This is a genomic window from Mycobacterium sp. GA-2829, from assembly GCF_001499965.1.
GTDB lineage: Bacteria > Actinomycetota > Actinomycetes > Mycobacteriales > Mycobacteriaceae > Mycobacterium.
Window position 1 is genome coordinate 33080 of sequence record NZ_LQIT01000020.1, and the last position, 20847, is coordinate 53926.

The 20847-nt window shown below is 69.4% G+C and carries 24 protein-coding genes; 3 read left to right on the forward strand and 21 right to left on the reverse strand.

The genetic code is table 11. The features are described from left to right. Positions 1–3: 3 nt before the first annotated feature. The 5 genes from AU194_RS13710 to AU194_RS13730 form a co-directional block, all read right to left on the reverse strand. The gene (locus AU194_RS13710) at positions 4–810 is read right to left on the reverse strand and encodes a shikimate dehydrogenase (protein WP_059089806.1); all 807 of its coding nucleotides are present in this window, start codon (positions 808–810) and stop codon (positions 4–6) included. A 2-nt stretch (positions 811–812) separates the two neighbouring features. Then, a complete protein-coding gene (gene mltG, locus AU194_RS13715; RefSeq protein WP_059089807.1) occupies positions 813–2060 on the reverse strand; it encodes an endolytic transglycosylase MltG in 1248 nt (415 codons plus the stop codon). Next, a complete protein-coding gene (gene ruvX / locus AU194_RS13720) occupies positions 2053–2559 on the reverse strand; it encodes a Holliday junction resolvase RuvX (protein WP_059089808.1) in 507 nt (168 codons plus the stop codon). Before ruvX ends, mltG begins: the two co-directional genes overlap by 8 nt. A gap of 5 nt (positions 2560–2564) precedes the next feature. Next, positions 2565–5258 carry an alanine--tRNA ligase gene (alaS, locus tag AU194_RS13725; RefSeq protein ID WP_059089809.1) on the reverse strand — a complete coding sequence of 898 codons (2694 nt, stop codon included), beginning with the start codon at positions 5256–5258 and terminating at the stop codon, positions 2565–2567. Between the two features lie 98 nt (positions 5259–5356). Continuing rightward, on the reverse strand, positions 5357–5746 hold the full coding sequence (locus tag AU194_RS13730; protein WP_197417619.1) for a secondary thiamine-phosphate synthase enzyme YjbQ: 390 nt from the start codon (positions 5744–5746) through the stop codon (positions 5357–5359). 128 nt (positions 5747–5874) lie between these two features. Between AU194_RS13730 and AU194_RS13735 the strand changes: the two genes are divergently transcribed. Then, entirely contained in the window at positions 5875–6495 is a 621-nt protein-coding gene (locus tag AU194_RS13735; RefSeq protein WP_059089811.1) for an antibiotic biosynthesis monooxygenase, read from the forward strand. 73 nt (positions 6496–6568) lie between these two features. Then, positions 6569–6877, forward strand: coding sequence for a GlsB/YeaQ/YmgE family stress response membrane protein (locus AU194_RS13740; protein ID WP_059089812.1), 309 nt, complete (start codon positions 6569–6571; stop codon positions 6875–6877). A 41-nt stretch (positions 6878–6918) separates the two neighbouring features. On the opposite strand, the gene AU194_RS13745 is transcribed toward AU194_RS13740, so the two are convergent. The 10 genes from AU194_RS13745 to AU194_RS13790 are packed head-to-tail and all read right to left on the reverse strand — an operon-like array spanning position 6919 to position 11946. Continuing rightward, a complete protein-coding gene (locus AU194_RS13745; RefSeq protein ID WP_059089813.1) occupies positions 6919–7221 on the reverse strand; it encodes a gas vesicle protein K in 303 nt (100 codons plus the stop codon). Beyond that, entirely contained in the window at positions 7218–7403 is a 186-nt protein-coding gene (locus AU194_RS13750; protein ID WP_059089814.1) for a gas vesicle protein, read from the reverse strand. Before AU194_RS13750 ends, AU194_RS13745 begins: the two co-directional genes overlap by 4 nt. Beyond that, positions 7400–8173, reverse strand: a complete 774-nt coding sequence (locus tag AU194_RS13755; protein ID WP_059089815.1) for a GvpL/GvpF family gas vesicle protein — start codon at positions 8171–8173, stop codon at positions 7400–7402. The genes AU194_RS13750 and AU194_RS13755 overlap by 4 nt, the downstream gene beginning before the upstream one ends. Beyond that, on the reverse strand, positions 8163–8534 hold the full coding sequence (locus tag AU194_RS13760) for a gas vesicle protein (RefSeq protein WP_059089816.1): 372 nt from the start codon (positions 8532–8534) through the stop codon (positions 8163–8165). Before AU194_RS13760 ends, AU194_RS13755 begins: the two co-directional genes overlap by 11 nt. Further along, positions 8531–8854, reverse strand: a complete 324-nt coding sequence (gvpO, locus tag AU194_RS13765; RefSeq protein ID WP_059089817.1) for a gas vesicle protein GvpO — start codon at positions 8852–8854, stop codon at positions 8531–8533. The genes AU194_RS13760 and gvpO overlap by 4 nt, the downstream gene beginning before the upstream one ends. 5 nt (positions 8855–8859) lie before the next feature. Continuing rightward, the gene (locus AU194_RS13770) at positions 8860–9117 is read right to left on the reverse strand and encodes a gas vesicle protein GvpG (RefSeq protein WP_059089818.1); all 258 of its coding nucleotides are present in this window, start codon (positions 9115–9117) and stop codon (positions 8860–8862) included. 3 nt (positions 9118–9120) lie between these two features. Next, positions 9121–9882: a GvpL/GvpF family gas vesicle protein gene (locus AU194_RS13775; protein ID WP_059089819.1), complete on the reverse strand. Its 762-nt coding sequence runs from the start codon at positions 9880–9882 to the stop codon at positions 9121–9123. Beyond that, a complete protein-coding gene (gene gvpJ / locus AU194_RS13780) occupies positions 9879–10289 on the reverse strand; it encodes a gas vesicle protein GvpJ (protein WP_059089820.1) in 411 nt (136 codons plus the stop codon). Before gvpJ ends, AU194_RS13775 begins: the two co-directional genes overlap by 4 nt. Continuing rightward, positions 10286–11272, reverse strand: coding sequence for an SRPBCC family protein (locus AU194_RS13785; protein WP_059089821.1), 987 nt, complete (start codon positions 11270–11272; stop codon positions 10286–10288). The genes gvpJ and AU194_RS13785 overlap by 4 nt, the downstream gene beginning before the upstream one ends. A 5-nt stretch (positions 11273–11277) precedes the next feature. Continuing rightward, a complete protein-coding gene (locus AU194_RS13790; protein WP_059089857.1) occupies positions 11278–11946 on the reverse strand; it encodes a hypothetical protein in 669 nt (222 codons plus the stop codon). Between the two features lie 914 nt (positions 11947–12860). Between AU194_RS13790 and mbtM the strand changes: the two genes are divergently transcribed. Next, on the forward strand, positions 12861–14435 hold the full coding sequence (mbtM, locus tag AU194_RS13795) for a long-chain-fatty acid--ACP ligase MbtM (RefSeq protein WP_059089822.1): 1575 nt from the start codon (positions 12861–12863) through the stop codon (positions 14433–14435). On the opposite strand, the gene AU194_RS13800 is transcribed toward mbtM, so the two are convergent. The 6 genes from AU194_RS13800 to AU194_RS13825 form a co-directional block, all read right to left on the reverse strand. Continuing rightward, positions 14404–16677: an MMPL family transporter gene (locus tag AU194_RS13800; RefSeq protein ID WP_059089823.1), complete on the reverse strand. Its 2274-nt coding sequence runs from the start codon at positions 16675–16677 to the stop codon at positions 14404–14406. The two genes, mbtM and AU194_RS13800, sit on opposite strands and share 32 nt — an antisense overlap. Beyond that, the gene (locus tag AU194_RS13805; RefSeq protein ID WP_231743361.1) at positions 16677–17207 is read right to left on the reverse strand and encodes an isoprenylcysteine carboxyl methyltransferase family protein; all 531 of its coding nucleotides are present in this window, start codon (positions 17205–17207) and stop codon (positions 16677–16679) included. Before AU194_RS13805 ends, AU194_RS13800 begins: the two co-directional genes overlap by 1 nt. Before the next feature lie 5 nt (positions 17208–17212). Then, entirely contained in the window at positions 17213–18313 is a 1101-nt protein-coding gene (locus AU194_RS13810; RefSeq protein ID WP_082698644.1) for a type III polyketide synthase, read from the reverse strand. 274 nt (positions 18314–18587) lie between these two features. Beyond that, positions 18588–19058, reverse strand: coding sequence for an SRPBCC family protein (locus AU194_RS13815; protein ID WP_059089825.1), 471 nt, complete (start codon positions 19056–19058; stop codon positions 18588–18590). Next, positions 19055–19405 carry a helix-turn-helix transcriptional regulator gene (locus AU194_RS13820; protein ID WP_059089826.1) on the reverse strand — a complete coding sequence of 117 codons (351 nt, stop codon included), beginning with the start codon at positions 19403–19405 and terminating at the stop codon, positions 19055–19057. Before AU194_RS13820 ends, AU194_RS13815 begins: the two co-directional genes overlap by 4 nt. Positions 19406–19482: 77 nt before the next feature. Further along, the gene (locus AU194_RS13825) at positions 19483–20832 is read right to left on the reverse strand and encodes a replication-associated recombination protein A (RefSeq protein ID WP_059089827.1); all 1350 of its coding nucleotides are present in this window, start codon (positions 20830–20832) and stop codon (positions 19483–19485) included. Positions 20833–20847: the final 15 nt, after the last annotated feature.

Genomic DNA, 20847 nt, shown 5'->3' on the forward strand with positions numbered 1-20847 from the left:
AGGCTAAGCGGAATCCAGCGCCGCTCTCATCGCCTCTTTCGGGGCGGGCCTGCCGGTGAACTGTTCCACCTGCGCGTAGGCCTGGTTGAGCAGCATCTGCAGCCCGCTGACCACCCGTCCGCCCGCGGCCTGCACCGCCGCCGCCAGCGGGGTGGGCCACGGATCGTAGATGGCGTCGAGCAGGACCGGGGTGCGCGCGAGGGTCTCGGCGTACTGCGCGGCCACGTCCGCCGGAATGGTGCTCACGACGGCGCCGGCCGCGGCGGCCCGGTCGGCCAGGTCGGCGTCGTCGAGACCGCACCAGCGTGCGGGGGCACCGAGCCGCTGCGCGAGTTCCACCAGGGGCGCCGCCTTGTCGGGGTTGCGGGCGGCGACGGTGATCTCGGTCGCGCCGAGTTCGGCCAGCGCGACGACGGCGGCGGGGGCGGTGCCGCCGGAGCCGACCACGATCGCGGCCCCGTCGATCGCGCCGAGCGCACCGGTGACGCCGTCGACGTCGGTGTTGTCGGCCCGCCAGCCGTCCGGGGTGCGGACCAGCGTGTTGGCCGAGCCGACGGATTCCGCGCGCTCGGTGCGGTGGTCGGCGAAGCGCAGCGCCGCGAACTTGCCGGGCATCGTCACCGACACCCCGATCCACTCCGGGCCGAACCCGCCGACCAGGCCGGGCAGTTGTTCGGCGGTGCACTCGATGCGCTCGTAGGTCCAGTCGTGCAGGCCCAGTGCTCGGTAGGCCGCCAGATGCAGTTGCGGTGAGCGGGAGTGCGCGATCGGGGAGCCCAACACTGCGGCCTTGCGCGGGCTACCGGACACGGTCAGCGGGCACTGTCGAGGACACCGTTGCGCAGTGCCAGCTCGATGTTCGCCAGGTGCTCGTTGTAGTCGCGGGTGAACAGCGTGGTGCCCTGCAGGTCGATGGTCACGAAGTACAACCAGTCCCCATCGGCGGGCTGTTCGGCCGCGACCAGCGCGGGCTTGCTCGGTGAGCAGATCGGCGTGGCGGGTAGCCCGGGCCGCACGTAGGTGTTCCACGGCGTCATCTGACCGCGGTCGCCGTCGGTGGTGGCGACCTCGATGCGGTCCAGCGGGTAGTTCACCGTCGAGTCGAACTCCAGCGTGCGGTTCTCGGCGAGCCGGTTGTAGATGACGCGGGCGACCTTCGCGAAGTCCTCCGGTTTGGACTCCCTCTGCACCAGCGACGCGACCGTCAGCACCTCGTACGGCGAGAGGTTCATCGCGTTGGCGGTCTCCAAGAGACCGCTCTGCGCGTACTGGTTACCGCTCGACCGGATCAGGTTCGCGAGGATTTCCTGCGGTTCCGCCGACGGGTCGATGTTCCAGGTACCCGGCGCGATCAGGCCCTCGAGGCGGCGGTGGTCGTCGCCCATCGCGCGCACCGGCGGCATCGCCCACTCGGGCACGGCCAGCACCGAGAGGTTGGCGTTCCCGGCGACCTGTTTGAGTTCCTCGGCCGAGACGCACTGCTGTTGGCCGTCGAGGTCGACACACGTCGCCTTCGAGATCAGCGTGAAGATGCCCTCGGTGACGTCGTTGGTCTTGACGTCGGACACGTCGTCGAGTTGACGGCCCTCCGGGATCACCAGCTTGCCGACCCGGCTCTGCGGATCGATGAGCCGGTCGACGGCGTTGGCGGCGGGGATCTCGGTGCGCACCTTGTAGAAGCCGGGCTGGATCGCCGAGATGCCGGAGTTGCCCTCCGCGGCGTCGACGAACGCCTTGACCGTCGCGACGACGTTGTTGTCGTGCAGGGTCTGGCCGATCGCGGTCGTCGAGTCGCCGTCGTGCACCTGGATCACCACGTCGGTGACGCCGTCACCGGTGAAGTCGGTGTCGTTGCCGCCGAACATGCTGTGCCACAGCCTCGAGCCGAGGAACACCGCGCCGACCACGACCGCGATCAGCAGCCCCAGCGAGACGAAGCCGGCGATCCGGCGCTTCCTGCGGCCGCGTTCGGCCCGCATCCGGTCCGAACGGCTCATCGCCCGCCGCGGCGGGCCCACCGCCACCGGTTCCGCACGGTCGTGACGCCAGTCCTCAGCCATGCTCGCCCTCTCCTGGCGCGGCCAGTGCCGCACGTCGCTGGTCCAGCCAGCTCTGCAAGATCCCCACCGCCGCGACCTGGTCGATCATCGCCCGCTGCCCCTTGGCGCGGACGCCCGCCTCGCGCAGCGAACGCTGCGCGGACACGGTGGTGAGTCGTTCGTCGGCCATCCGCACCGGTACCGGCGCGATCCGCCGGGCGAGTGCCTCGGCGACGTCGATCGCATCGTGTGCGGCGGGTCCGGTGCGGTCAGCCAGGGTGCGCGGCAACCCGACGACGACCTCGACGGCCTCCAGTTCGGCCACCAGTTGCGCGAGCCGCCGGACGTGTCTGCCGGAGCGTTCCCGTCGCACGGTCTCGACCGGTGTGGCCAGCACCCCGTCGGGGTCGCTGGAGGCGACGCCGATCCGCACGCTGCCGACGTCCACTCCGAGACGCCTGCCGCGGCCCGGGTCGCCCTCCCCGGGGCGGTCCGGGAGGCGGTGGTCGCTGTCGGTCACGGAGGTCAGCTCCTGTCGATCTCGGCACGCAGCGCAGCCAATGCTGCGTCGATGCCCGCCGCCCCCTTACCGGAACCCTGCGCCAGATCCACCTTGCCGCCCCCACGGCCGTTCACCGCCGCGCCGAACTGTTTGACCAATTCGTTGGCGCGTAAACCCAAGTCCTGGGCGGCCGGATTGACGGCCACCACGAAGGGCACGGTGTCGTTCTCACCTTCGGCGATCAACGCCACGACCGCGGGCTCGGAGCCCAGCTTGCCGCGGATGTCGCCGACGAGTGTGCGGAGATCGCCCGCCGACATACCTGCCGCCATGCGCTGTGCGACCAGCCGGACACCGCCGACCTGTTCGGCGCCGGCGATGGCGTTGACGGCCGCCGCCCGCGCGTTCGCCAGCCGCATCTTGTCGATTTCCTTCTCCGCGGCGCGAAGTCGTTCGACGAGGCTCGCCACCCGGGCGGGCACCTCCTCCGACGGCACCTTCAGCGTCGAGGCCAATCCGGCCATCAGCGCCCGCTCCTTGGCGAGGTGGCGGAACGAATCGAGCCCGACGTAGGCCTCGACGCGGCGCACGCCGGAGCCGACCGACGATTCGCCGAGGATCGTGACCGGGCCGATCTGCGCGGAGCTGCGCACATGGGTGCCGCCGCAGAGTTCGAGCGAGAACGGGCCACCGATCTCGACCACCCGCACTTTGTCCGGGTAGGCCTCGCCGAACAGCGCCATCGCGCCCATCGACTTGGCCTTCTCGAGGTCGGTGGTGAAGCTGTGCACTTCGAAGTCGGCCTCGACGGCCTGGTTGGTGACCTCTTCGATTTGTGAACGCTGGTCGTCGCTGAGCGCACCCTGCCAGTTGAAGTCGAACCGCAGGTACCCGGGCCGGTTGAGCGAACCGGCCTGGACCGCGTTCGGGCCGAGGACCTGGCGCAGCGCCGCGTGCACCATGTGCGTGCCGGAGTGGCCCTGGGTGGCGCCGTGCCGCCAGCGCGGATCCACGGCGGCGACGACGGTGTCGCCCTCGACGAACTCGCCGGAGTCGATCGTCACGCGGTGCACCCACAGCGTCTTGGCGATCTTCTGCACATCGGAGACGGCGGCGCGGGCGGTCTCCGAGGAGCCGGTGCCCGAGATGGTGCCCTCGTCGGCGATCTGGCCGCCGGACTCGGCGTAGAACGGGCTGCGGTCGAGGACCAACTCGATGCGGTTCTCGGCGGTGACGGTGTCGTGCCCGGCGACCGGGACCCGGCGGCCGTCGACGAAGATCCCGAGGATCTGCGCCTCGGTGCTCAGCTCGTCGAAGCCGGTGAACTCGGTCGGATGCGCGTCGACCAGATCGCGGTAGGCGGTCAGATCGGTGTGCGCCTGCTTGCGGGCGGCGGCGTCGGCCTTGGCGCGCCTGCGCTGTTCGGCCATCAGCCCGCGGAAGCCCTCCTCGTCGACCTGCAGTCCGGCCTCCGCGGCCATCTCGAGGGTCAGCTCCAGCGGGAAGCCGTAGGTGTCGTGCAGGGTGAACGCGTCGCTGCCGGACAGCACCGTGGTGCCTGCGGCCCGGGTGGCGCTGGCCGCCTCCTCGAACAGCCGCGAACCCGAGGCCAGGGTGCGGTTGAACGCGGTCTCCTCGGCCACCGCGATGCGCTGGATGCGGTCGAAGTCGCTGACCAGTTCGGGGTAGGACGGGCCCATCGCGTCGCGCACGGTGGCCATCAGCTCGCCGACGACCGGGTCGTCGATGCCGAGTAGTTTGGCCGAGCGGATCACCCGGCGCAGCAGCCGGCGCAGCACGTAGCCGCGGCCGTCGTTACCGGGGCTGACCCCGTCGCCGATCAGGATCGCCGCGGTCCGGCAATGGTCGGCGATGATGCGGTACCGGACGTCGTCGGCGTGGTTGCCCTGGCCGTAGCCGCGAGGGGCGCGCGCGGCGACGACGTCGATGACGGGGCGCAGGAGATCGGTCTCGTAGACGTTGTCGACGCCCTGCAGCAGACACGCCACGCGCTCGATACCCATACCGGTGTCGATGTTCTTGCGCGGCAGCGGGCCGAGGATCTCGAAGTCCGACTTACCGGTCCCTTCGCCCCGCTCGTTCTGCATGAACACGAGGTTCCAGATCTCGATGTAGCGGTCCTCGTTGGCCTCGGGTCCGCCCTCGACGCCGTACTCCGGCCCGCGATCGACGTAGATCTCCGAGGACGGGCCGCAGGGGCCGGGGATACCCATCGACCAGTAGTTGTCGGCCATGCCGCGGCGCTGGATGCGCTCGAGCGGCAGCCCGGCCACCTCCTGCCAGAGCTCGATCGCCTCGTCGTCGTCGAGATAGACCGTCGCCCAGAGGGTTTCGGGGTCAAACCCGTAGCCGCCCTCGGCGACCGGGTTCGTCAGCAGCGTCCAGGCGAACTCGATGGCGCCCTTCTTGAAGTAGTCGCCGAACGAGAAGTTGCCGGCCATCTGGAAGAAGGTGTTGTGCCGGGTCGTGATCCCGACCTCGTCGATGTCCGGTGTGCGGATGCACTTCTGGATGCTGGTCGCCCGGTTCCACGGCGGCGTGCGCTGCCCGAGGAAGTAGGGGACGAACTGCACCATGCCGGCGTTGACGAACAGCAGGTTGGGGTCGTCGAGGATCACCGAGGCGCTCGGCACCTCGGTGTGGCCCGCTTTCACGAAGTGATCGAGGAAGCGCTTCCTGATCTCGTGTGTCTGCACGTCTGAGGCATCCTTAATCGGCTCGGGTGATTCGACCGATCCACAGTACCCGCCGCCTGCTGACGGCTGTCAGGTCGACGACTCGCTGATGTCTCGGCTCATGCCCCGAGGAAGCTCAACCGCACGTTGCGGTGCGGATTGTCGCTGTTGAGGTCGACGAGCACCACGCTCTGCCATGTGCCGAGCAGCGGCTCGCCCGCCTGCACCGGCAGCGTCACCGACGGGGAGATCAGCGCGGGCAGCACATGGTCGGCGCCGTGGCCGGGAGAGCCGTGCGCGTGCCGGTAGCGGTCGTCGCGCGGCAGCAGCCGCTCGAGCGTGTCGAGCAGGTCGTCGTCGGACCCGGATCCGGTCTCGATGAGCGCCACCCCCGCCGTGGCGTGCGGGACGAAGACGTTGCACAGGCCGTCCCGGCGCGATCGACAGAACGACCGGACGGCGTCGGTGAGGTCGACGAGCCGCCGCCGCGAGGTGTCGACGTCGAGCAGATCGGTGTCCATGTGGCCAGCCTACGAGCGGACGCGCCGGACCATTGCCTGGCCACGGCGGGCGGAGGACAGTGAGGTGTACCGGTGGCGCCACCGGGGCGCTGCCCCGACACCCGAGGGGGTGTGCAGTGTTCGCACGCTCAACCACCATCGACGCCCGCCCGGACGCCGTCGACGCCGGAATCGCCCATGTGCGCGACCACGTGGTGCCCGCCGTCGGCGAGATCGACGGCTGCGTGGGGCTGTCGCTGATCGCCCACCGCGAATCGGGCCGCTGCATCGTCACCTCGGCCTGGGAGTCGCAGGAAGCGATGCGGGCCTCGGCCGAGCGGGTGCGCCCGCTACGCGACGGGGCGGCCGCGACGTTCGGCGGGATTCCCATGGTCGACGAGTGGGAGATCGCGGTGCTGCACCGCGACCACAGCTCGCACGACGGAGCCGCGGTGCGGGCGACGTGGCTGCGGGCCCGGCCCGATCAGTTCGACCGGGCGGTCGACTTCTACCGCAGCGAGGTGCTGCCCGCTCTCGAACAGCTCGAGGGGTTCTGCAGTGCCAGCCTGATGATCGATCGGGCCACCGGGCGGGCGGTGTCGTCGACGTCATTCGCCGACATGGCCGCCATGGAGCGGACCCGCGATGCGGCCCGGTCGCTGCGCACGGCCCGGCTGCGCGATCTCGGCGCCGACCAGCTCGACGTCGGCGAGTTCGAACTGGCGATCTCGGGCCTGCGCGTGCCCGAAATGGTCTGAGTCATTTGACGGAATCGTTTATTACGTCTTTCTCACGGGTATCTCCGCTGCACCCACACCTCTTGGAGGAGCCATGACAGTCACCGGACTTATCAGCGCAATACTCATCGGCATCGTCGTCGGTGTGCTCGCCCGCCTGCTGCTGCCCGGCAAGCAGAACATCGGCATGATCGTGACGATTTTGGTCGGCATCGTGTCGGCACTCATCGGCACCGCCGTCGCGCGCGCGCTCGGCCTGCCGACCGCCACCCGCGGCGTCGACTGGATCGAACTGCTGGTCCAGGTGGTCGTTGCCATGATCGGTGTGGGCCTGGTGGCCTCACTGATGGGCCGCCGCCGCGGCGGGATGATGGGGGGCCGCCGGCGCACGATGATGCGCTAGTACTCGATCGAACAGACCCCGGCGAGCCCGGCTGACATCCGTCAGCCGGGCTCTCGGGGTAACAGGGGTCCCAGTGGGCCGAGGTCGATGTTGAGATCCTCTGGGGTGAGCCCGAAATGCTCCCGCAACTCCTCCATCTTCTCCTCGAGCAGCATGAGCGTGGTGCCGATGCGTTCGATCTGCTCGTCGGTGAGGTCCCCGTTGTCGACCCGTCGGATCGCCTGCCGTTCCATCAGCTGACGCAGCAGTTCGACCAGGGTGAGCACCAGGCTGACGAGCCCGCGCTCCACGCTCTCCGGATCGGAGTTGATGCGTTGGCGGGGCGCCGGTTCCGGCTGCGTCATTCGGAGCCCAGCAGGGTGCCGACCGAGGAGATCAACGTGCGCAGCGAGATCACGACCATGTCGACGTCGGCGATCGACAGCGTGATGTCGCCGCTGATCACCACCCCGCCCGCGAGTACCCGGTCCAGCAGGTCGACCAGGGCGACCTCCCGGGTGTCGTCGGCGGGCACCACCTCGTTCATCCGCTCACCACGTCCCCGGCGAACGAGTACGGCGGCCATGGCCCGGTGATCTCCAGCTCGATGCCCGCGGTGTCGCGGGCGAGTTCGTCGACGAGCGCCCGGAATTCCGCGACCCGAACGTCGTCGACCAGGTAGGTGCCGTTGAGCACGGTCCACCCTGCGCGCTCCGACAACCTGTTGTCGGCCACCGGTTTCCGTTTGCCGTCTGTCGCGCAGCGCAGCAGCAGGGTGTGGATGCGCTCGGCGGCGGCAGCCGCCGCACCGTGGGCGAGCTCCCGGTGCTCGAGGGCCCGTTTGCGCCGCAACAGGTACGCCGTGCCGGACCGTTCGGTCACCGGATCCTCCTGCGGTACCAGCGCATTCGCGTCGGCGCACGCCCGCACACCGAGCTCCACCCGCCCGCTGACGCGCGCCAGGGCCGCGTGGAACTCCGCGCGCCGCCCGGTGAGCAGGTCGCCGACGCGGTCGTGGGTGAGGTAGACCGTCGTCATCCGCACCGGGATCACGGGGCCGGAGCGGGCGACGGCGGTGATCACGGCGTCGTGGGCCCGCGCCTTGGCGGCCAGCCAGTCGAGGTCTTCGAGGTTGCGGCGCAACGCGTCCTGGCCGAAGTCGGCGAGCGGGACGGTGCCGACGACCGCGGCGAGGTCACCGCCCTCGACCGCGCGGACGGGTTCGTCGGCGACGCCGCGCAGCCCGCGGACACGTTCGTCCGCGCCGTCGCCGACGACGATCGCGTACAACCAGACGCCCGTCGCCTCAGAGCTCATCCTCGGTCTCCGCGTATTGCGCGGCGACGGCGCGGCGTTCACCGTTACCCGCCTCGAGCGCCTCGATCCGTTCGCGCAGCCGGTCGTTCTCCACCTGCAGGTTCGACGCCTTGCTGGACAGCCACGGATCGCTCTCCCACCAGTCGATGCCGACCTCGCGTGCGGTGTCGAGTGAGGCGATCACGAGACGCAGCTTGATCGTGAGCAGTTCGATGTCGAGGAGGTTGACCCGGATGTCGCCGGCGATCACGATGCCCTTGTCGAGCACGCGTTCCAGGATGTCGCCGAGGTTGGTCGACGACTGCGAGGCGCCGAGACCGCGTGGGGCCGGCGCGAATGAGTCGTCACCCGCCAGCGTCACCCGAGACCACCCCCGTTGGTCTCGGTGGTCTGGCCGCGCATGTACCGGCGGGTCCGCCGGTAGGTGAGCAGTTCGCCGTCGACGTCGAGTTCGACCTCGTAGAGCGCGAGGATGTCCGACGAGGACGGGATGCGGTGATCCTCCACCACTTCGATCTCGACGACCCAACCGCCGCTCTCGGTCGGGGCCACCGACGTGGTCTGCACCGCGTCGCGTCCCGTCATGTCGGTGATGTGCTCACGAGCCAGATCCACCGCTTCCCGCGCGGTCAGCGGCGGTGGTTCGGTGTCACTCGGCCGCGTGCGCGTGCGTTCTGCCATTCACCTCACCCGTCTTCCGGGGTCGTCGTCTCCGGCGCCTTCGGGGTCAGCCGCTCTTGGAGGATCTCGCGCTGAGCGGCCTTCTCCTCCTCGGCGGAGATCTCGCCGCTCTCCCGGGCCTCCTCGAGCGCTTCGAGTTGACGACGCGTCCGCGCCGGATCGTTGAGTTCCTGTTCGACCTGACGCTGGATGACCTCGGCCAGCGAGATCACCCCGCGGACCGGCAGCAGCGGGGCCAGCGCGATCGCCGAGAACAGACCCATCGCTCACCCCGCCGGTTGGGCGGTGACGACGAAGTCGTACGGCGCCATCGGACCGAGGAGTTTCACATCGACGCGGCCCTCGGCGTTTCCGGCCAGCTCGTCGACGACGGCTTCCAGGTCGGCCTGCGACTTCACCTCGGCCAGCACGGCGACGTTGATCGCATCCCACTCGTGGGTGGGTTCGCGGACGTTGACCGTCAGGCCTGCGGCCTCGAGCGCCTGAACGGCCGTCGCGGTGTCGGCCTGCCGTTTGGCCTCGATCGTGTTGGCGATCAGCTCGCCGAGCGCCATCCGCGAATCGCGGGTCGCCTCTTCGGGTTTGGCTTTGATGTCATCGCGTAACGCCCGCGCCTGGTCGCTCTCCTCGAGGAGGTCGCGCAGGAACGTGTCCTCGTCGTAGCGGCCCTTGACCATGTACTGCGCGTGCCCCTCGAGTTTGTCGAGAGTGCCGCGGAACTCGTCGTGGTGTTCGCGCAGCAGTTCGGCGGCGACGGCGTCGGCATCGGTCACGACCGCACCGAAACGCAGCGGGAGCACCGGCGCGACGGCGGCGGTACCGTCCAGCAGGTTCGCGTGCGCGCGCAGATCGTCCGGGGTGCCGAGTGGATGATCCGTCGGGATCGGGCTGACCAGCGCGGCGATGTCGCCTTCGCGGACGACTTCCACCTTCGCCGGCGGATCGCCGACCCCGACGGCGTCCTCCTCGGCCTCCACGTCACCGGGGACGATGCCGTACACGTAGATCGCTTGTTCCGGCGTGCTCATCGGTCCTCCCTCCGGCTGCGCACCTTCGTCGCCTTGCGTGGCTCGTCGGGGTTCAACAAGCCGCCCAGCTTCTCCCCCGCCGCGTCCAGCACCCCCTGGGTCTTGCCCTTGGCCACGCCGCTGGTGGCGCCTTCGGCGACGTCGCCGACCAGGCTGCCGAGGTCGGATTTGGGGTCCTCGTTGGCGATGTCGAGGCGGTTGACCGCCTCGGCGAAGCGCAGGTAGGTGTCCACGCTGGCGACCACCACGCGGGCGTCGATGGTCAGGATCTCGATGCCGACGATGGAGACCCGCACGTACGCGTCGAGCACCAGCCCCTTGTCGAGGATCGTGTCGATCACGTCGGCGAGGCCGCTGGAGCTCGAGCCGCCGCCCGCGCCTCCGGCCGGCTGTATCGCGGTGGTCATGCCCGGCTCCGTTCTGTTCGCGCTCGGCGTCGCGTCGGGGACGCGCCGCGGCTGCCCACGCGTCGGCGCTTCGGGGGCGGCTGTGTCTCGTCTTCGATGTCCTCCTCGTCGGTGGTGTCCTCGCTCGTGTCTTCCTCGCTCGTGTCTTCGGGCTGTTCGCTGCCGTCCGAGGTGACCTCCCCGTCGTGGATCTCGCCCGGCCAGCCCTGGATCTCCTCGGCGTTGAGGACGGCGTGCGCCATCACGTGCCGCTGGAAGTGCTTGAGTTCCAACCGGACCCGGCGGCCCTGGGCGCGCCACAGATTCCCGGTGCGCTCGAACAGGCCCTGGGGGTGGTATTCCAGCACGACGATGACGCGGGTCAGGTTCGGCGCGAGCTCGTGGAAGGTGATCGCCCCGTCGACGTAGCCCTTGTCGCCCTTGGAGCGCCACACGATGCGATCGTTGGGCACCTGCTCGGTGATCGTGGACTCCCAGCTGCGGTGGGACAGGAAGATCTGCGCCTTCCAGGTCAGCTTCTCGTCCGAGACCTGCTCGACCTGCTCGACCTTCTTCATGAACTTCGGGAAGTCGGCGAACTGCGTCCACTGGCGGTAGGCGAGGTCGACCGGCACCCCGACGTCGATCTGCTCGACGATGTTGGTGACCTTGAGCCCCTTGCCGCCGCCCTTGCCCTTACCGGTGATGGCCCCGGTGACGTTCTGCAGCGTCTCCTTGACCTTCTCCTTGGCGCCCGCGACGCCGCCGGCCACCGCCGACTTCACCGGCGAATCACCCGAGAGCAGTTTGTCGGCGCCGGTGGCCGCGGCGATCAGGCTGCCGCTGCCGCCGCTCTGGGCGTAGTCGCTCAGCCGCTGCGTGGTACCGCTGAGGCGGTTGGACATCGACGTCGCCGCGCGGTTGGCGAACGTGCCCGCCAGCGCCTGCAACGACTCCTGCAACGGCCCCGACTGCTTGGGCGTGTCCTGGACTTTCTGCGCCATCGGTCTCACCGCCCGCGCCGGACCGGAGCCCGCTTGGTGGCCGAACGTCCGTGCCGGGCAGCCGAAGTCGCCGGCTCATCGGAGGCCGTCGCCCGTGCGGACCTGCGCATCGCCGCCTTCGCGGCGGTGGGTTGCCTGCTGGCACGTCGGCGCCGGGGCGGCTCGGGCTCGGGCTCCTCGTCGAGATCGAGATCGTCCTCGTCGGTGTCCTCGTCGAGGTCGAGTTCATCGGTCTCGTCGTACTCGTCGACGTCCTCGACGGGTTCCGGCTCGGCCCGGCGACCGCGGCGCCGGCTCAGTCCCGTCACTCCGCCGAGGGTTTCGCCCACCCCGCCGACATTTTCGCCGACGTCGTCGAGTACCTCGTCGGTGTCGACGACCGAGGTGACGTCCTGAAGGCGGTCGTTGAGCGCATTGACGCGTTGCGTCGCAGCTGCCAATGCGGCGGCCCGTGCGGCGCCCAGCAGCTCACCGCGCAACTGTTCGGTCAGCTGCGTGACGTCTGCGGACGCGCCGAGGGATTTCAGACCCTGTGCGGCGAGTTCGGTCGGTCCGGACGGGAACTTCCCGGTGAGCCCCGCGCCTGCGAGCATCAGCGCCAGCCGCATCTTGCGTGTCCGCCCGAGGAAGTACCCCGCGCCGACCGCCACTGCCACCTTCATTCCGTTGGCCATGGTGTCCTCCTCGAATCCGACATGCCGCCATTCGGGTCGGACCACATCGAACGGTCTGTGAAATTGTTCCAATGAAATCAAACTACCCCGATCACCGAAATCGAATCACCGGAAAAGCCATTCGGCCGAGAACCCGTCAGCTTTGCCGTTGTCGCGCAGCCACGTACCGACACCGACCTCGCCGTCGAAAATACGCAGTTCAGCGCTCATTTGTGCAGGTCCCGTCGCCCTCACCGCCAACCGGCGCGACAACCGACAGACACGCGCTCGCTGCTCATGTATTTGCCATTCTCACGGTGCTGCGTTTCTTTCCATGGCGGGTGCGCTTATTTGCGGCAAATTGCGATGATCATGACGACCTTCAGAATTGTATGCTTTTCGATTGCCGACCGCTGATCACCACGGATTCCAATTCGAAATACAGGCGGAATGGCGGTCACTGTGGCCACATAACGCACGCTCACCATTAACCTGCGCGAGGCCCGATACGGCGCGCCCGGCCCCGCCTCCTGGCGGCCCCCTTGTTCCGTTGCGCTGCAACGACTTCCGTGAACCCGTCAACGCAGGGTTCGCAAGAAGTCCAACAAAGCCCCGCTATCGACTTCGCCCGCATACCGCTGGACCACCACGACGCGAGTCGGCCGCCGCACCGCCGGGAAGCACAGTCAGTGACCCAGATCACACGGACCGCGACGCGATCCCGTCCTCGGGAGCGGCCCGTCTGAGCCCTTTGCGGGACGACCGGCCCGTTTTTGACGTCACCGTCTATTCGACTGCGTGTTTGCCCTCACTCGAACCGCAGTCAGCATAGGCTCGCCTATCTCGGCGTTGTAGTGTGCGGACGTGACGCACACGACCACCTCCGCCAACGCGACTCAGTGCGCTGGCCGCCGCCCCTGCCGCCGGGGTCCGCGATGAACTCCCTTGCATCGGCGCTGACGGCGTCGATGGGCGGCACCGCCACCGACCTCGTCGTCCTGGATCGCGACAGCGGCACGTGGCGGCGGCACCCGTGGCAGGAGGTGCTGGATCGGTCGCGCAACGTCGCGGAGCGGATCGGTGAGGCGAACGCATCCGCAGTCGGACTGGTCGGCGAACCGACCGTCGAGTTCATCGCCGCGATCGTCGGAGCGTTCCTCGCCGGGCGGGGTGTGTCGGTGCTGCCCGGCCCGGTGCGCGGCGCCGCGGCCGATCGGTGGGCGCACAGCACGCTGGCGCGGTTCAGCGGCGTCGGGGTCAGCCATGTCCTGACCCATGGCGCCCACCTGGACGAATTGCGCAGTGCAGGTGCGCCGCTCGCGATCGAGGATGTGACGGCGCTCGCCCACCCCGTCCGCTCAGGATCGTTCGAGGCCCCGCCACCCAGCGGTGACGTGGCGATCCTGCAGGGCACCGCTGGATCCACCGGCACCCCGCGCACGGTGCGGTTGTCGCCGGATGCGGTGTTGGCCAACCTCACCGGGCTCAACACCCGTACGGCGGTGCAGTCGACCGACGTCGGGTGTTCGTGGCTGCCGCTGTACCACGACATGGGGCTGAGCTTCCTGCTCTCCGGTGCGCTCGCCGGCGCCGAGACGTGGCAGGCACCCACCCAGGCGTTCCAGGCGTCGCCGTTCCGCTGGCTGAACTGGCTCGACGAGAGCCGGGCGAGTTTCACCGCGGCGCCCAACATGGCGTTCGGGATGATCGGCAAGTACGCCCGCCGCGTCACCGACGTCGACCTGTCCTCCCTCCGGTTCGCGCTCAACGGCGGCGAACCCGTCGACTGCGAACTGACCGGCCTGTTCGCCACCGCGATGGCGCGGTTCGGGTTCTCCGCAGGCGCGCTCGCCCCGTCCTACGGGCTCGCGGAGGCGACGTGCGCGGTCACCGTTCCCGTGCCCGGCGACGGTCTGCAGGTCGACGAGGTGGCCTCGGAGAACGGGGCCGGCGGGCGCCGACACGCCGTGCTGGGGCACGCCATCCCCGGTATGGAGGTGCGGATCGCGCCCAGCGACAACGCGTCGAAGGTCGCCGGCCGCGAGGTCGGTGAGGTGGAGATCCGCGGGTCGTCGATGTTGACCGGCTATGTCGGCGACGCGCCGCGGGATCCGCAGAGTTGGTTCCCCACCGGGGATCTGGGCTACTTCGTCGGCGGTGGGCTGGTGGTGTGCGGTCGGGCCAAGGAGCTCATCACCGTCGCGGGCCGCAACATCTTCCCCGCAGAGGTCGAACGGGTCGCCGCCCAGGTGGCGGGGGTGCGGGAGGGGGCGGTGGTGGCCGTCGGCACCGGTGAGGGGTCGATCCGGCCGGGTCTGGTGATCACCGCGGAGTTCCGCGGCCGCGACGAGGCCGCGGCGCGCACCGAGGTCGTCGAGCAGGTCGCGTCGCAGTGCGGTGTGGTGCCGTCGGATGTGGTGTTCGTCAAACCCGGTGCGCTGCCCCGCACGTCGTCGGGCAAGCTGCGCAGGCTCGCGGTCAAGCAGGATCTGGAAGCGGGGTCTCGCTGAGGCCGACCCGGTGCTGCAGGCGCACGAGTGGTCGCGGTGCCCACCAGTTCCAGCGGCCGAGCACCCGCATGAACGCGGGCACCAGGATCATCCGCACCAGTGTCGCGTCGGCGAGGACGGCCAGGCTCAGGCCGAGACCGAACATCCGCATGAACGACACGTTCGCCGCAATGAGCGCCGCGAAGCTGATCGTCATCACCAACGCCGCAGCGGTGACGACCCGCCCCGTGCGGGCCAGGCCCCGTGCGACGCTCTCGGTCACGTCCGCGGCCGTTCGGCCGGAGGCCAGCCAGAATTCGCGGATCCGCGACATCAGGAACACCTCGTAGTCCATCGACAACCCGAAGGCGATGCAGAACAGCAGCACCGGGATGTTGGCCACCAGGGTCCCGGTCGACGTCGTGCCGAGCGCGCCGAGGTGGCCCTCCTGGAAGATCCAGACCATCGCGCCGAACGCCGCGCTCAGCGACAACACATTGAGCACCAACGCCTTCAACGGGAGCACCACGCTGGCGGTCAGCAGGAACAGCAGACAGAACGTGGACACCGCGATCAGGCCGAGCACCAGCGGCAGCCGGGAGGTGATCGCGGTGACACTGTCCCGGTTGCTCGGCGCGACTCCGGCAAGTTCGACCGAGCGACCGGCGGGCCCGGACACGTCGTGCAGCCGGTCGAGTTGGGTGTTCGACCGGTCCGAGAACAACGGTGCCTCGGTCGCGACGGTGAGCAGCGCGCTGCCGTCGCGGATGCCGGTGGCCTGCGACGGCGGCCCGACCCGCTGCCCGGCGCGGTAGGTCCCCGACGGCGCCGACACCGACGCCACGTCCGCGACGCGGGACAGGTTGGCGGCATAGTCGCTGAGCTGCGCCTCGGTCAGGCCGCGGGCATCGGGGATCACCACCGAGACGGCCGTTGCCGGGTCGGCGGCGAACTCGGTGCGGAGCTGGTCACCGACCTCGTGCGCCGAGGCACTCTGCGGCAACACCCGGTCGTCGGGCAGTCCCCAGCGCACCCCGAGGAAGGGCAGCCCGAGCAGGACCAGCACTGCGATGCCGGCCAGACCGATCGGCACCGCGCGGCGCATCACGAATTTCGTTGAGCGATACCAGAACTGACGCTCCACCGGGATCGGCACGGGTTCGGGGCGGTGCAGCACGCGCCGGCCCAGTCGCCGCATGTCGAGCGCGTCGATGCGGGGGCCGAGCACGATGATCGCGGCCGGGGTGAGCAGCAGGGCCGCGGTGGCCGCGAACACCACCGTCGCGACGCCGGCGTAGGCGAACGACTTGAGGAAGTACATCGGGAACAGCACCATCGTGAGCATCGGCAGCGCCACAGTCGTCGCGGAGAACAGCACCGTGCGTCCGGCGGTGACCATCATGCGGGTCACGGCGCGGTGGCGGTCGGCGCCGGCGGCCAGTTCGTCGCGGTAGCGGCTGATCATCAGCAGCGTGTAGTCGATGGCCAGCGCGAGCCCCATCGCCATGCACAGGTTGAGCGCGAAGATCGACACGTCGGTGACGAAGGTGATGAGGTGCAGCACCGCGAGCGATCCCAGGATCGCCACGACGCCGACACCCACCGGGACCGCCGCGGCGAGCAGTCCGCCGAACACCCACACCAGGACCAGGAAGCTCACCGGGATCGCGATCGACTCCATGAGCAAGAGGTCGTGCTGGGTCTGGGCGGTGACCTGACTGTTGACCATCGCGACACCGCCCGCCCGCACGGTCACCCCGTCGCGTTCGAAGCGTTCCCCGCCGATCGCGCGGACCAGGTCCTCGGCGTTGCCCGCGGCGTGCGCGTCGCCGCCGGTGACCCCGGCGACCACCAGACCCGTGCGGCCGTCCGCACTGATCAACGCATCGGCGGCGGGCCCGCGCGCGGTCCACGCCGAGGTCACCGACGCGACGTGCGGTGAGCGGCCCAGCGCGTCGGCGATGCCGGTGCCGACCGCCCGGGCCGGGCCGGCCGTCGCCCCCTCCGGGGAGGTGACGGTGAACAGCAACTCGAGGTCGCCCCGGTCGAACCGCTGCGCGAGCAGTGCTGCGGCGCGGGAGGATTCGCTGGCCGGATCGTCGAAGCCGCCGGCGGAGAGCTTACCCGCGACCGGGATGCCGAAGATCGCGGCGGCCACCGCGACCAGCATCGCCACCGCGATGATCCGCCGCGGTGCGGCGATCGCCACGGTGGCGAGGCGGGCAAGTACGCCGCGCTCGGGCACGACGCCATCGTCCCTCATCACGTACGCACGTGCTGGCCTACCGGTCGGTTCACATACCCCAGCGCGACGTTCTCGGCCCGGATCCGCACCCGGAGGACCAGTGCGTTGGCGACGGTGAAGACGATCGCGGTGATCCACGCCGAGTGGACCAGCGGCAGTGCTGCCACCTCAGCGGCCACCGCGGTGTAGTTGGGGTGGTGAATCCAGCGGTAGGGCCCCCGTTGAACCGGGGTGACACCGGGGATCACGATGAGCCGCGGGTTCCAGCGCTTGCCGAGTATGGACACACACCACCAACGCACGACGGTGCTGGCGACCACGACGCCGACCATCGCCCAGCCGAGCCACGGGATGAACGGCCGGTGCGCCCACCACACCTCGGCGATGCACGACACCAGCAGCAGGGTGTGCATGGTCACGATGACCGGATAGTGCCGTTGCCCGAATTCTCTGCCGCCGTTGGCGAACGACCATCGCGCGTTGCGGCGGGCGACGACGAGTTCGATCAGCCGCTCGACGCCGATCGCGAGGATGAAGAGGTAGTACACGGGGATCACCAGCTCAGCAGCAGCAGTTCGAAGCTGAACCCGGGACCCATCGCCAGCATGACGCCGAGCGATCCGGGGGTGGGTGGCTGAGCGACGGTGCGGTTGAGCACGTCGAGCACCGATGCCGATGAGATGTTGCCGTTGTCCCGCATGGAGTCCCAGCTGTGGCGCAACGCCGACGCGGGCATACCGACCGCTTCGTGGATCGCCTCGAGCACCTTGGGACCACCCGGGTGGCAGACCCATGTCGAGATGTCGGCTCTGGTCAGACCCTGGTCGGCGAGGAAGCGGTCGACTTCCGGCCCGAGGTGGTGTTCGGCCATCACGGGCACGTCCCGCGACATCACGAGCTGGAATCCGCTGGACCGGACGTTCCAGCCCATCACGTCGGCGGTGCCCGGAAAGAGCCGGCTCCGGGTGGCGAGCACCCGTGGGGTCGAACCGCCCTGTGCCAGTTGGTGTTGCGCGCCGGTGGCGACCACCGCGGCCGCGCCGTCCCCGAACAGGCACAGTCCGATCAGCGCCGGGATCGACGTGTCGTCGCGCTGCAGTGTCAGCGAACACAACTCCACCGAGAGCAGGACGGCGACGTGGTCGGGGTAGCCGCGCAGATAGTCGTGCACGCGGGACATCCCTGCGGCGCCCGCGACGCAGCCGAGGCCGAACAGTGGGATGCGTTTGACGTCGGGTCGGAACCCGAGGTGCGAGCAGATGGTGGCGTCGATGGTGGGCACGGCCACGCCGGTGCTCGACACCGCCACGATGGCGTCGACCTGGTCGGGTTGCAGGTGGGCGGCGTCGAGCGCCGATCGGACGGCGCGCTCGCCGAGTTCGATCGCGACCTCGGCGTAGGCGGCGTTGGCCTCGGTGAAACCGCTCAGTTTGGGATAGCGGTCCAAAGGCAGTGCGAGGTTGCGGTATTCGACGCCACTGGTGCGCGCGAAGCGGGCGAAGGCGGGGTCGGCGAACTCGGTGAGGGCCTGGGCCACCTCGTCCTGCGTGTGTCGGTTGGTGGTGAACGCCGTCGCCGTGCCCGCGATGCGGGGAGCACCGAGGTGGGCGGTGGCGGCGGTGTTCAAGGGGGTGAGAACTGCGTTATCGGTCATGCGCGGTGTAACGGAGATCAAGCGCGTCGCATACCCGGATGTCCGCGTTCGTGAAATACCGGACAATGGCGGGAAATACGTCAGCGAGAAGTGTATAACAGCAGTTCAGAGGACGTTTTCTGGGAAATTGCGTACTTTCTGACAATGCCAACGCTGCGGTTGTCAGGAATGGCGACTCGGCTGTGTCGCGGATGGGGGAACGCTGTGTGAACTCCGAGCGATTTGTGCACGATTTCGAGCGGTGAGCGCGCGAAACCGTGCACAAATCGCCGCGTCACAGCGACGGCAGCAGCGCGTCGAGGCGTTCGTAACCCTCGGTCATCCCGCGTTCCATCCCCGAGGACAGCAGTCCGTCGCGCGCTTCGGTGTTCGGGCAGATCGACCGGCCTCGCAGCCTGCTGCGCCGGTCCCCCACCGCCTCGAACCACAGGTACTCGATGTTGACCATGTCCGGAGCGCCCTCGAATTCGAAGGTCTGGATCACCAGATCGTCACGCACGGTGTGGAAGACGCCGCGGAACGTATAGCTGCCGCCGGCGTCGGAGTGCACGTAGCGGTAGCCGCCACCGGTGCGGAAATCCCAGTGCTCGATGGACATGTCGAGGCCGCGCGGTCCGAGCCACTGGCGCACCAGGTCGGGTTCGGCATGCGCACGGAACAGCGCGGCGACGGGTGCGTCGAACTCGCGGGTGAAGTCCATGGCCAGTGTGTCCACCGGTGCGACGAGGTCGAGTGCGTTGGTCATGATGATCCCTTCGTGTCGGTGCCCCGTGCCAGCAGGGCGTCCAGTCGGCGGTAGTTGCGTTCGGCGTCGAGGCGGTAGCGGTCGATCCATCCGGTCAGCCGTTCGAGGGCGGCGGCGTCGAGGTGCACCGGCCTGCGCTGCGCGTCGCGGGTGCGGGTCACCAGTCCGGCCTGTTCGAGCACCGCGATGTGCCGCGACACCGCCTGTTTGGTGATGTCGAACGGTTCGGCCAGTTCGTTGACGGTGGCCGGGCCGCGGCTGAGCCGCGCGACGATGGCCCGCCGCACCGGGTCGGCCAGCGCCATGAACGCCCGGTCGAGCCCGTCGTCGACCTCACCACTGCCCATTAGTCAACTATATCCTTGATCAACACTTTTGTTGACTACGACGGTAGGCCGGAGCGCCGTGGGGTGTCAAGACCCGGTCAGCGTCGCTTGCGGATGATCGCGCGCAACCGCTCGAGGCGGCCGCCGATCTCGCGTTCAACGCCCCGCCCGGTCGGCCGGTAGTAGTCCACACCGACCAGCTCGTCGGGCGGATACTGTTGCGGCACAACACCATCGGGATGGTCGTGGGCGTAGACGTAGCCGACGGCGTTGCCGAGTTTCGCCGCCCCGGAGTAGTGGCCGTCGCGCAGGTGCGCGGGCACCTGACCGGCCTTACCGTTGCGGACGTCGTTCATCGCCGCACCCAGCGCGGTGGTGACGGCGTTGGACTTCGCGGCCGTGGCCAGGTGGACGGTGGCGTGCGCCAGCGTCAGCTGGGCCTCGGGCATCCCGATCAGCTGGACGGTCTGCGCGGCCGCGACCGCGGTCGGCAGTGCGGTCGGATCGGCCATCCCGATGTCCTCACTCGCCAGGATCATCAGCCGGCGCGCGATGAAGCGCGGGTCCTCCCCCGCGACCAGCATCCGCGCCAGGTAGTGCAGTGCCGCGTCCACGTCCGAGCCGCGGACCGATTTGATGAACGCGCTGACGACGTCGTAGTGCTGGTCGCCGTCGCGGTCGTAGCGCACCGCGGCCTTGTCCAGTGACTGCTCGACGATGTCGACCGTCACCGCGCCACCGGCCGCCTCGGCGGATTCGGCGGCGACCTCGAGCGCGGTCAGCGCGCGGCGGGCATCACCGGCGGAGAGCTGGACGATCAGGTCGACGGCGTCGTCGCCGACCTCGACGCTGCCGCCCAGCCCGCGCGGATCGGCGACCGCGCGCCGGACCACCTCGGCGATGCTCTCCGGGGTCAACGGCTGCAGCTGCAGGATCAGCGAGCGCGACAGCAGCGGCGCCACCACCGAGAACGACGGGTTCTCCGTGGTCGCCGCCACCAGCAGCACGACCCGGTTCTCGACCGCGGCCAACAGCGCGTCCTGCTGGGTCTTGGAAAACCGGTGCACCTCGTCGATGAACAGCACGGTCTGCTGTCCGCGCAGCAGGCCTTGGCGGGCGGTCTCGATCACCGCCCGCACCTCTTTGACCCCCGCCGACAGCGCCGAGAGCGCCTCGAACCGGCGGCCGGTCGCATGGGAGATCAGCGAGGCCAGCGTGGTCTTCCCGGTTCCCGGCGGACCGTAGAGGATCACCGACGCGGCGCCGGAGCCCTCCACCAGACGGCGCAGCGGTGAATTCGGTTTGAGCAGGTGCTCCTGGCCGACCACCTCGTCGAGGCCGGCGGGGCGCATCCGCACCGCCAGCGGCGCCGTCGCGGGTGCGCCTGCCACCGGACCCGTCCCCGGACCGGGCCCCTCACCCGGCAGATCGAACAGCGAGTCGGACACGTCTTGTGCTTACCA

What these genes read in the sequence shown, in the direction of transcription:
- mltG (WP_059089807.1), bottom strand. Translation starts at nt 2,060, where the DNA reads ATGGCTGAGGACTGGCGTCACGACCGTGCGGAACCGGTGGCGGTGGGC.
- AU194_RS13740 (WP_059089812.1), top strand. Translation starts at nt 6,569, where the DNA reads ATGACAGTCACCGGACTTATCAGCGCAATACTCATCGGCATCGTCGTC.
- AU194_RS13745 (WP_059089813.1), bottom strand. Translation starts at nt 7,221, where the DNA reads ATGACGCAGCCGGAACCGGCGCCCCGCCAACGCATCAACTCCGATCCG.
- AU194_RS13750 (WP_059089814.1), bottom strand. Translation starts at nt 7,403, where the DNA reads ATGAACGAGGTGGTGCCCGCCGACGACACCCGGGAGGTCGCCCTGGTC.
- AU194_RS13755 (WP_059089815.1), bottom strand. Translation starts at nt 8,173, where the DNA reads ATGAGCTCTGAGGCGACGGGCGTCTGGTTGTACGCGATCGTCGTCGGC.
- gvpO (WP_059089817.1), bottom strand. Translation starts at nt 8,854, where the DNA reads ATGGCAGAACGCACGCGCACGCGGCCGAGTGACACCGAACCACCGCCG.
- AU194_RS13770 (WP_059089818.1), bottom strand. Translation starts at nt 9,117, where the DNA reads ATGGGTCTGTTCTCGGCGATCGCGCTGGCCCCGCTGCTGCCGGTCCGC.
- AU194_RS13775 (WP_059089819.1), bottom strand. Translation starts at nt 9,882, where the DNA reads ATGAGCACGCCGGAACAAGCGATCTACGTGTACGGCATCGTCCCCGGT.
- gvpJ (WP_059089820.1), bottom strand. Translation starts at nt 10,289, where the DNA reads ATGACCACCGCGATACAGCCGGCCGGAGGCGCGGGCGGCGGCTCGAGC.
- AU194_RS13785 (WP_059089821.1), bottom strand. Translation starts at nt 11,272, where the DNA reads ATGGCGCAGAAAGTCCAGGACACGCCCAAGCAGTCGGGGCCGTTGCAG.
- AU194_RS13790 (WP_059089857.1), bottom strand. Translation starts at nt 11,946, where the DNA reads ATGGCCAACGGAATGAAGGTGGCAGTGGCGGTCGGCGCGGGGTACTTC.
- mbtM (WP_059089822.1), top strand. Translation starts at nt 12,861, where the DNA reads ATGAACTCCCTTGCATCGGCGCTGACGGCGTCGATGGGCGGCACCGCC.
- AU194_RS13800 (WP_059089823.1), bottom strand. Translation starts at nt 16,677, where the DNA reads ATGAGGGACGATGGCGTCGTGCCCGAGCGCGGCGTACTTGCCCGCCTC.
- AU194_RS13810 (WP_082698644.1), bottom strand. Translation starts at nt 18,313, where the DNA reads ATGACCGATAACGCAGTTCTCACCCCCTTGAACACCGCCGCCACCGCC.
- AU194_RS13815 (WP_059089825.1), bottom strand. Translation starts at nt 19,058, where the DNA reads ATGACCAACGCACTCGACCTCGTCGCACCGGTGGACACACTGGCCATG.
- AU194_RS13820 (WP_059089826.1), bottom strand. Translation starts at nt 19,405, where the DNA reads ATGGGCAGTGGTGAGGTCGACGACGGGCTCGACCGGGCGTTCATGGCG.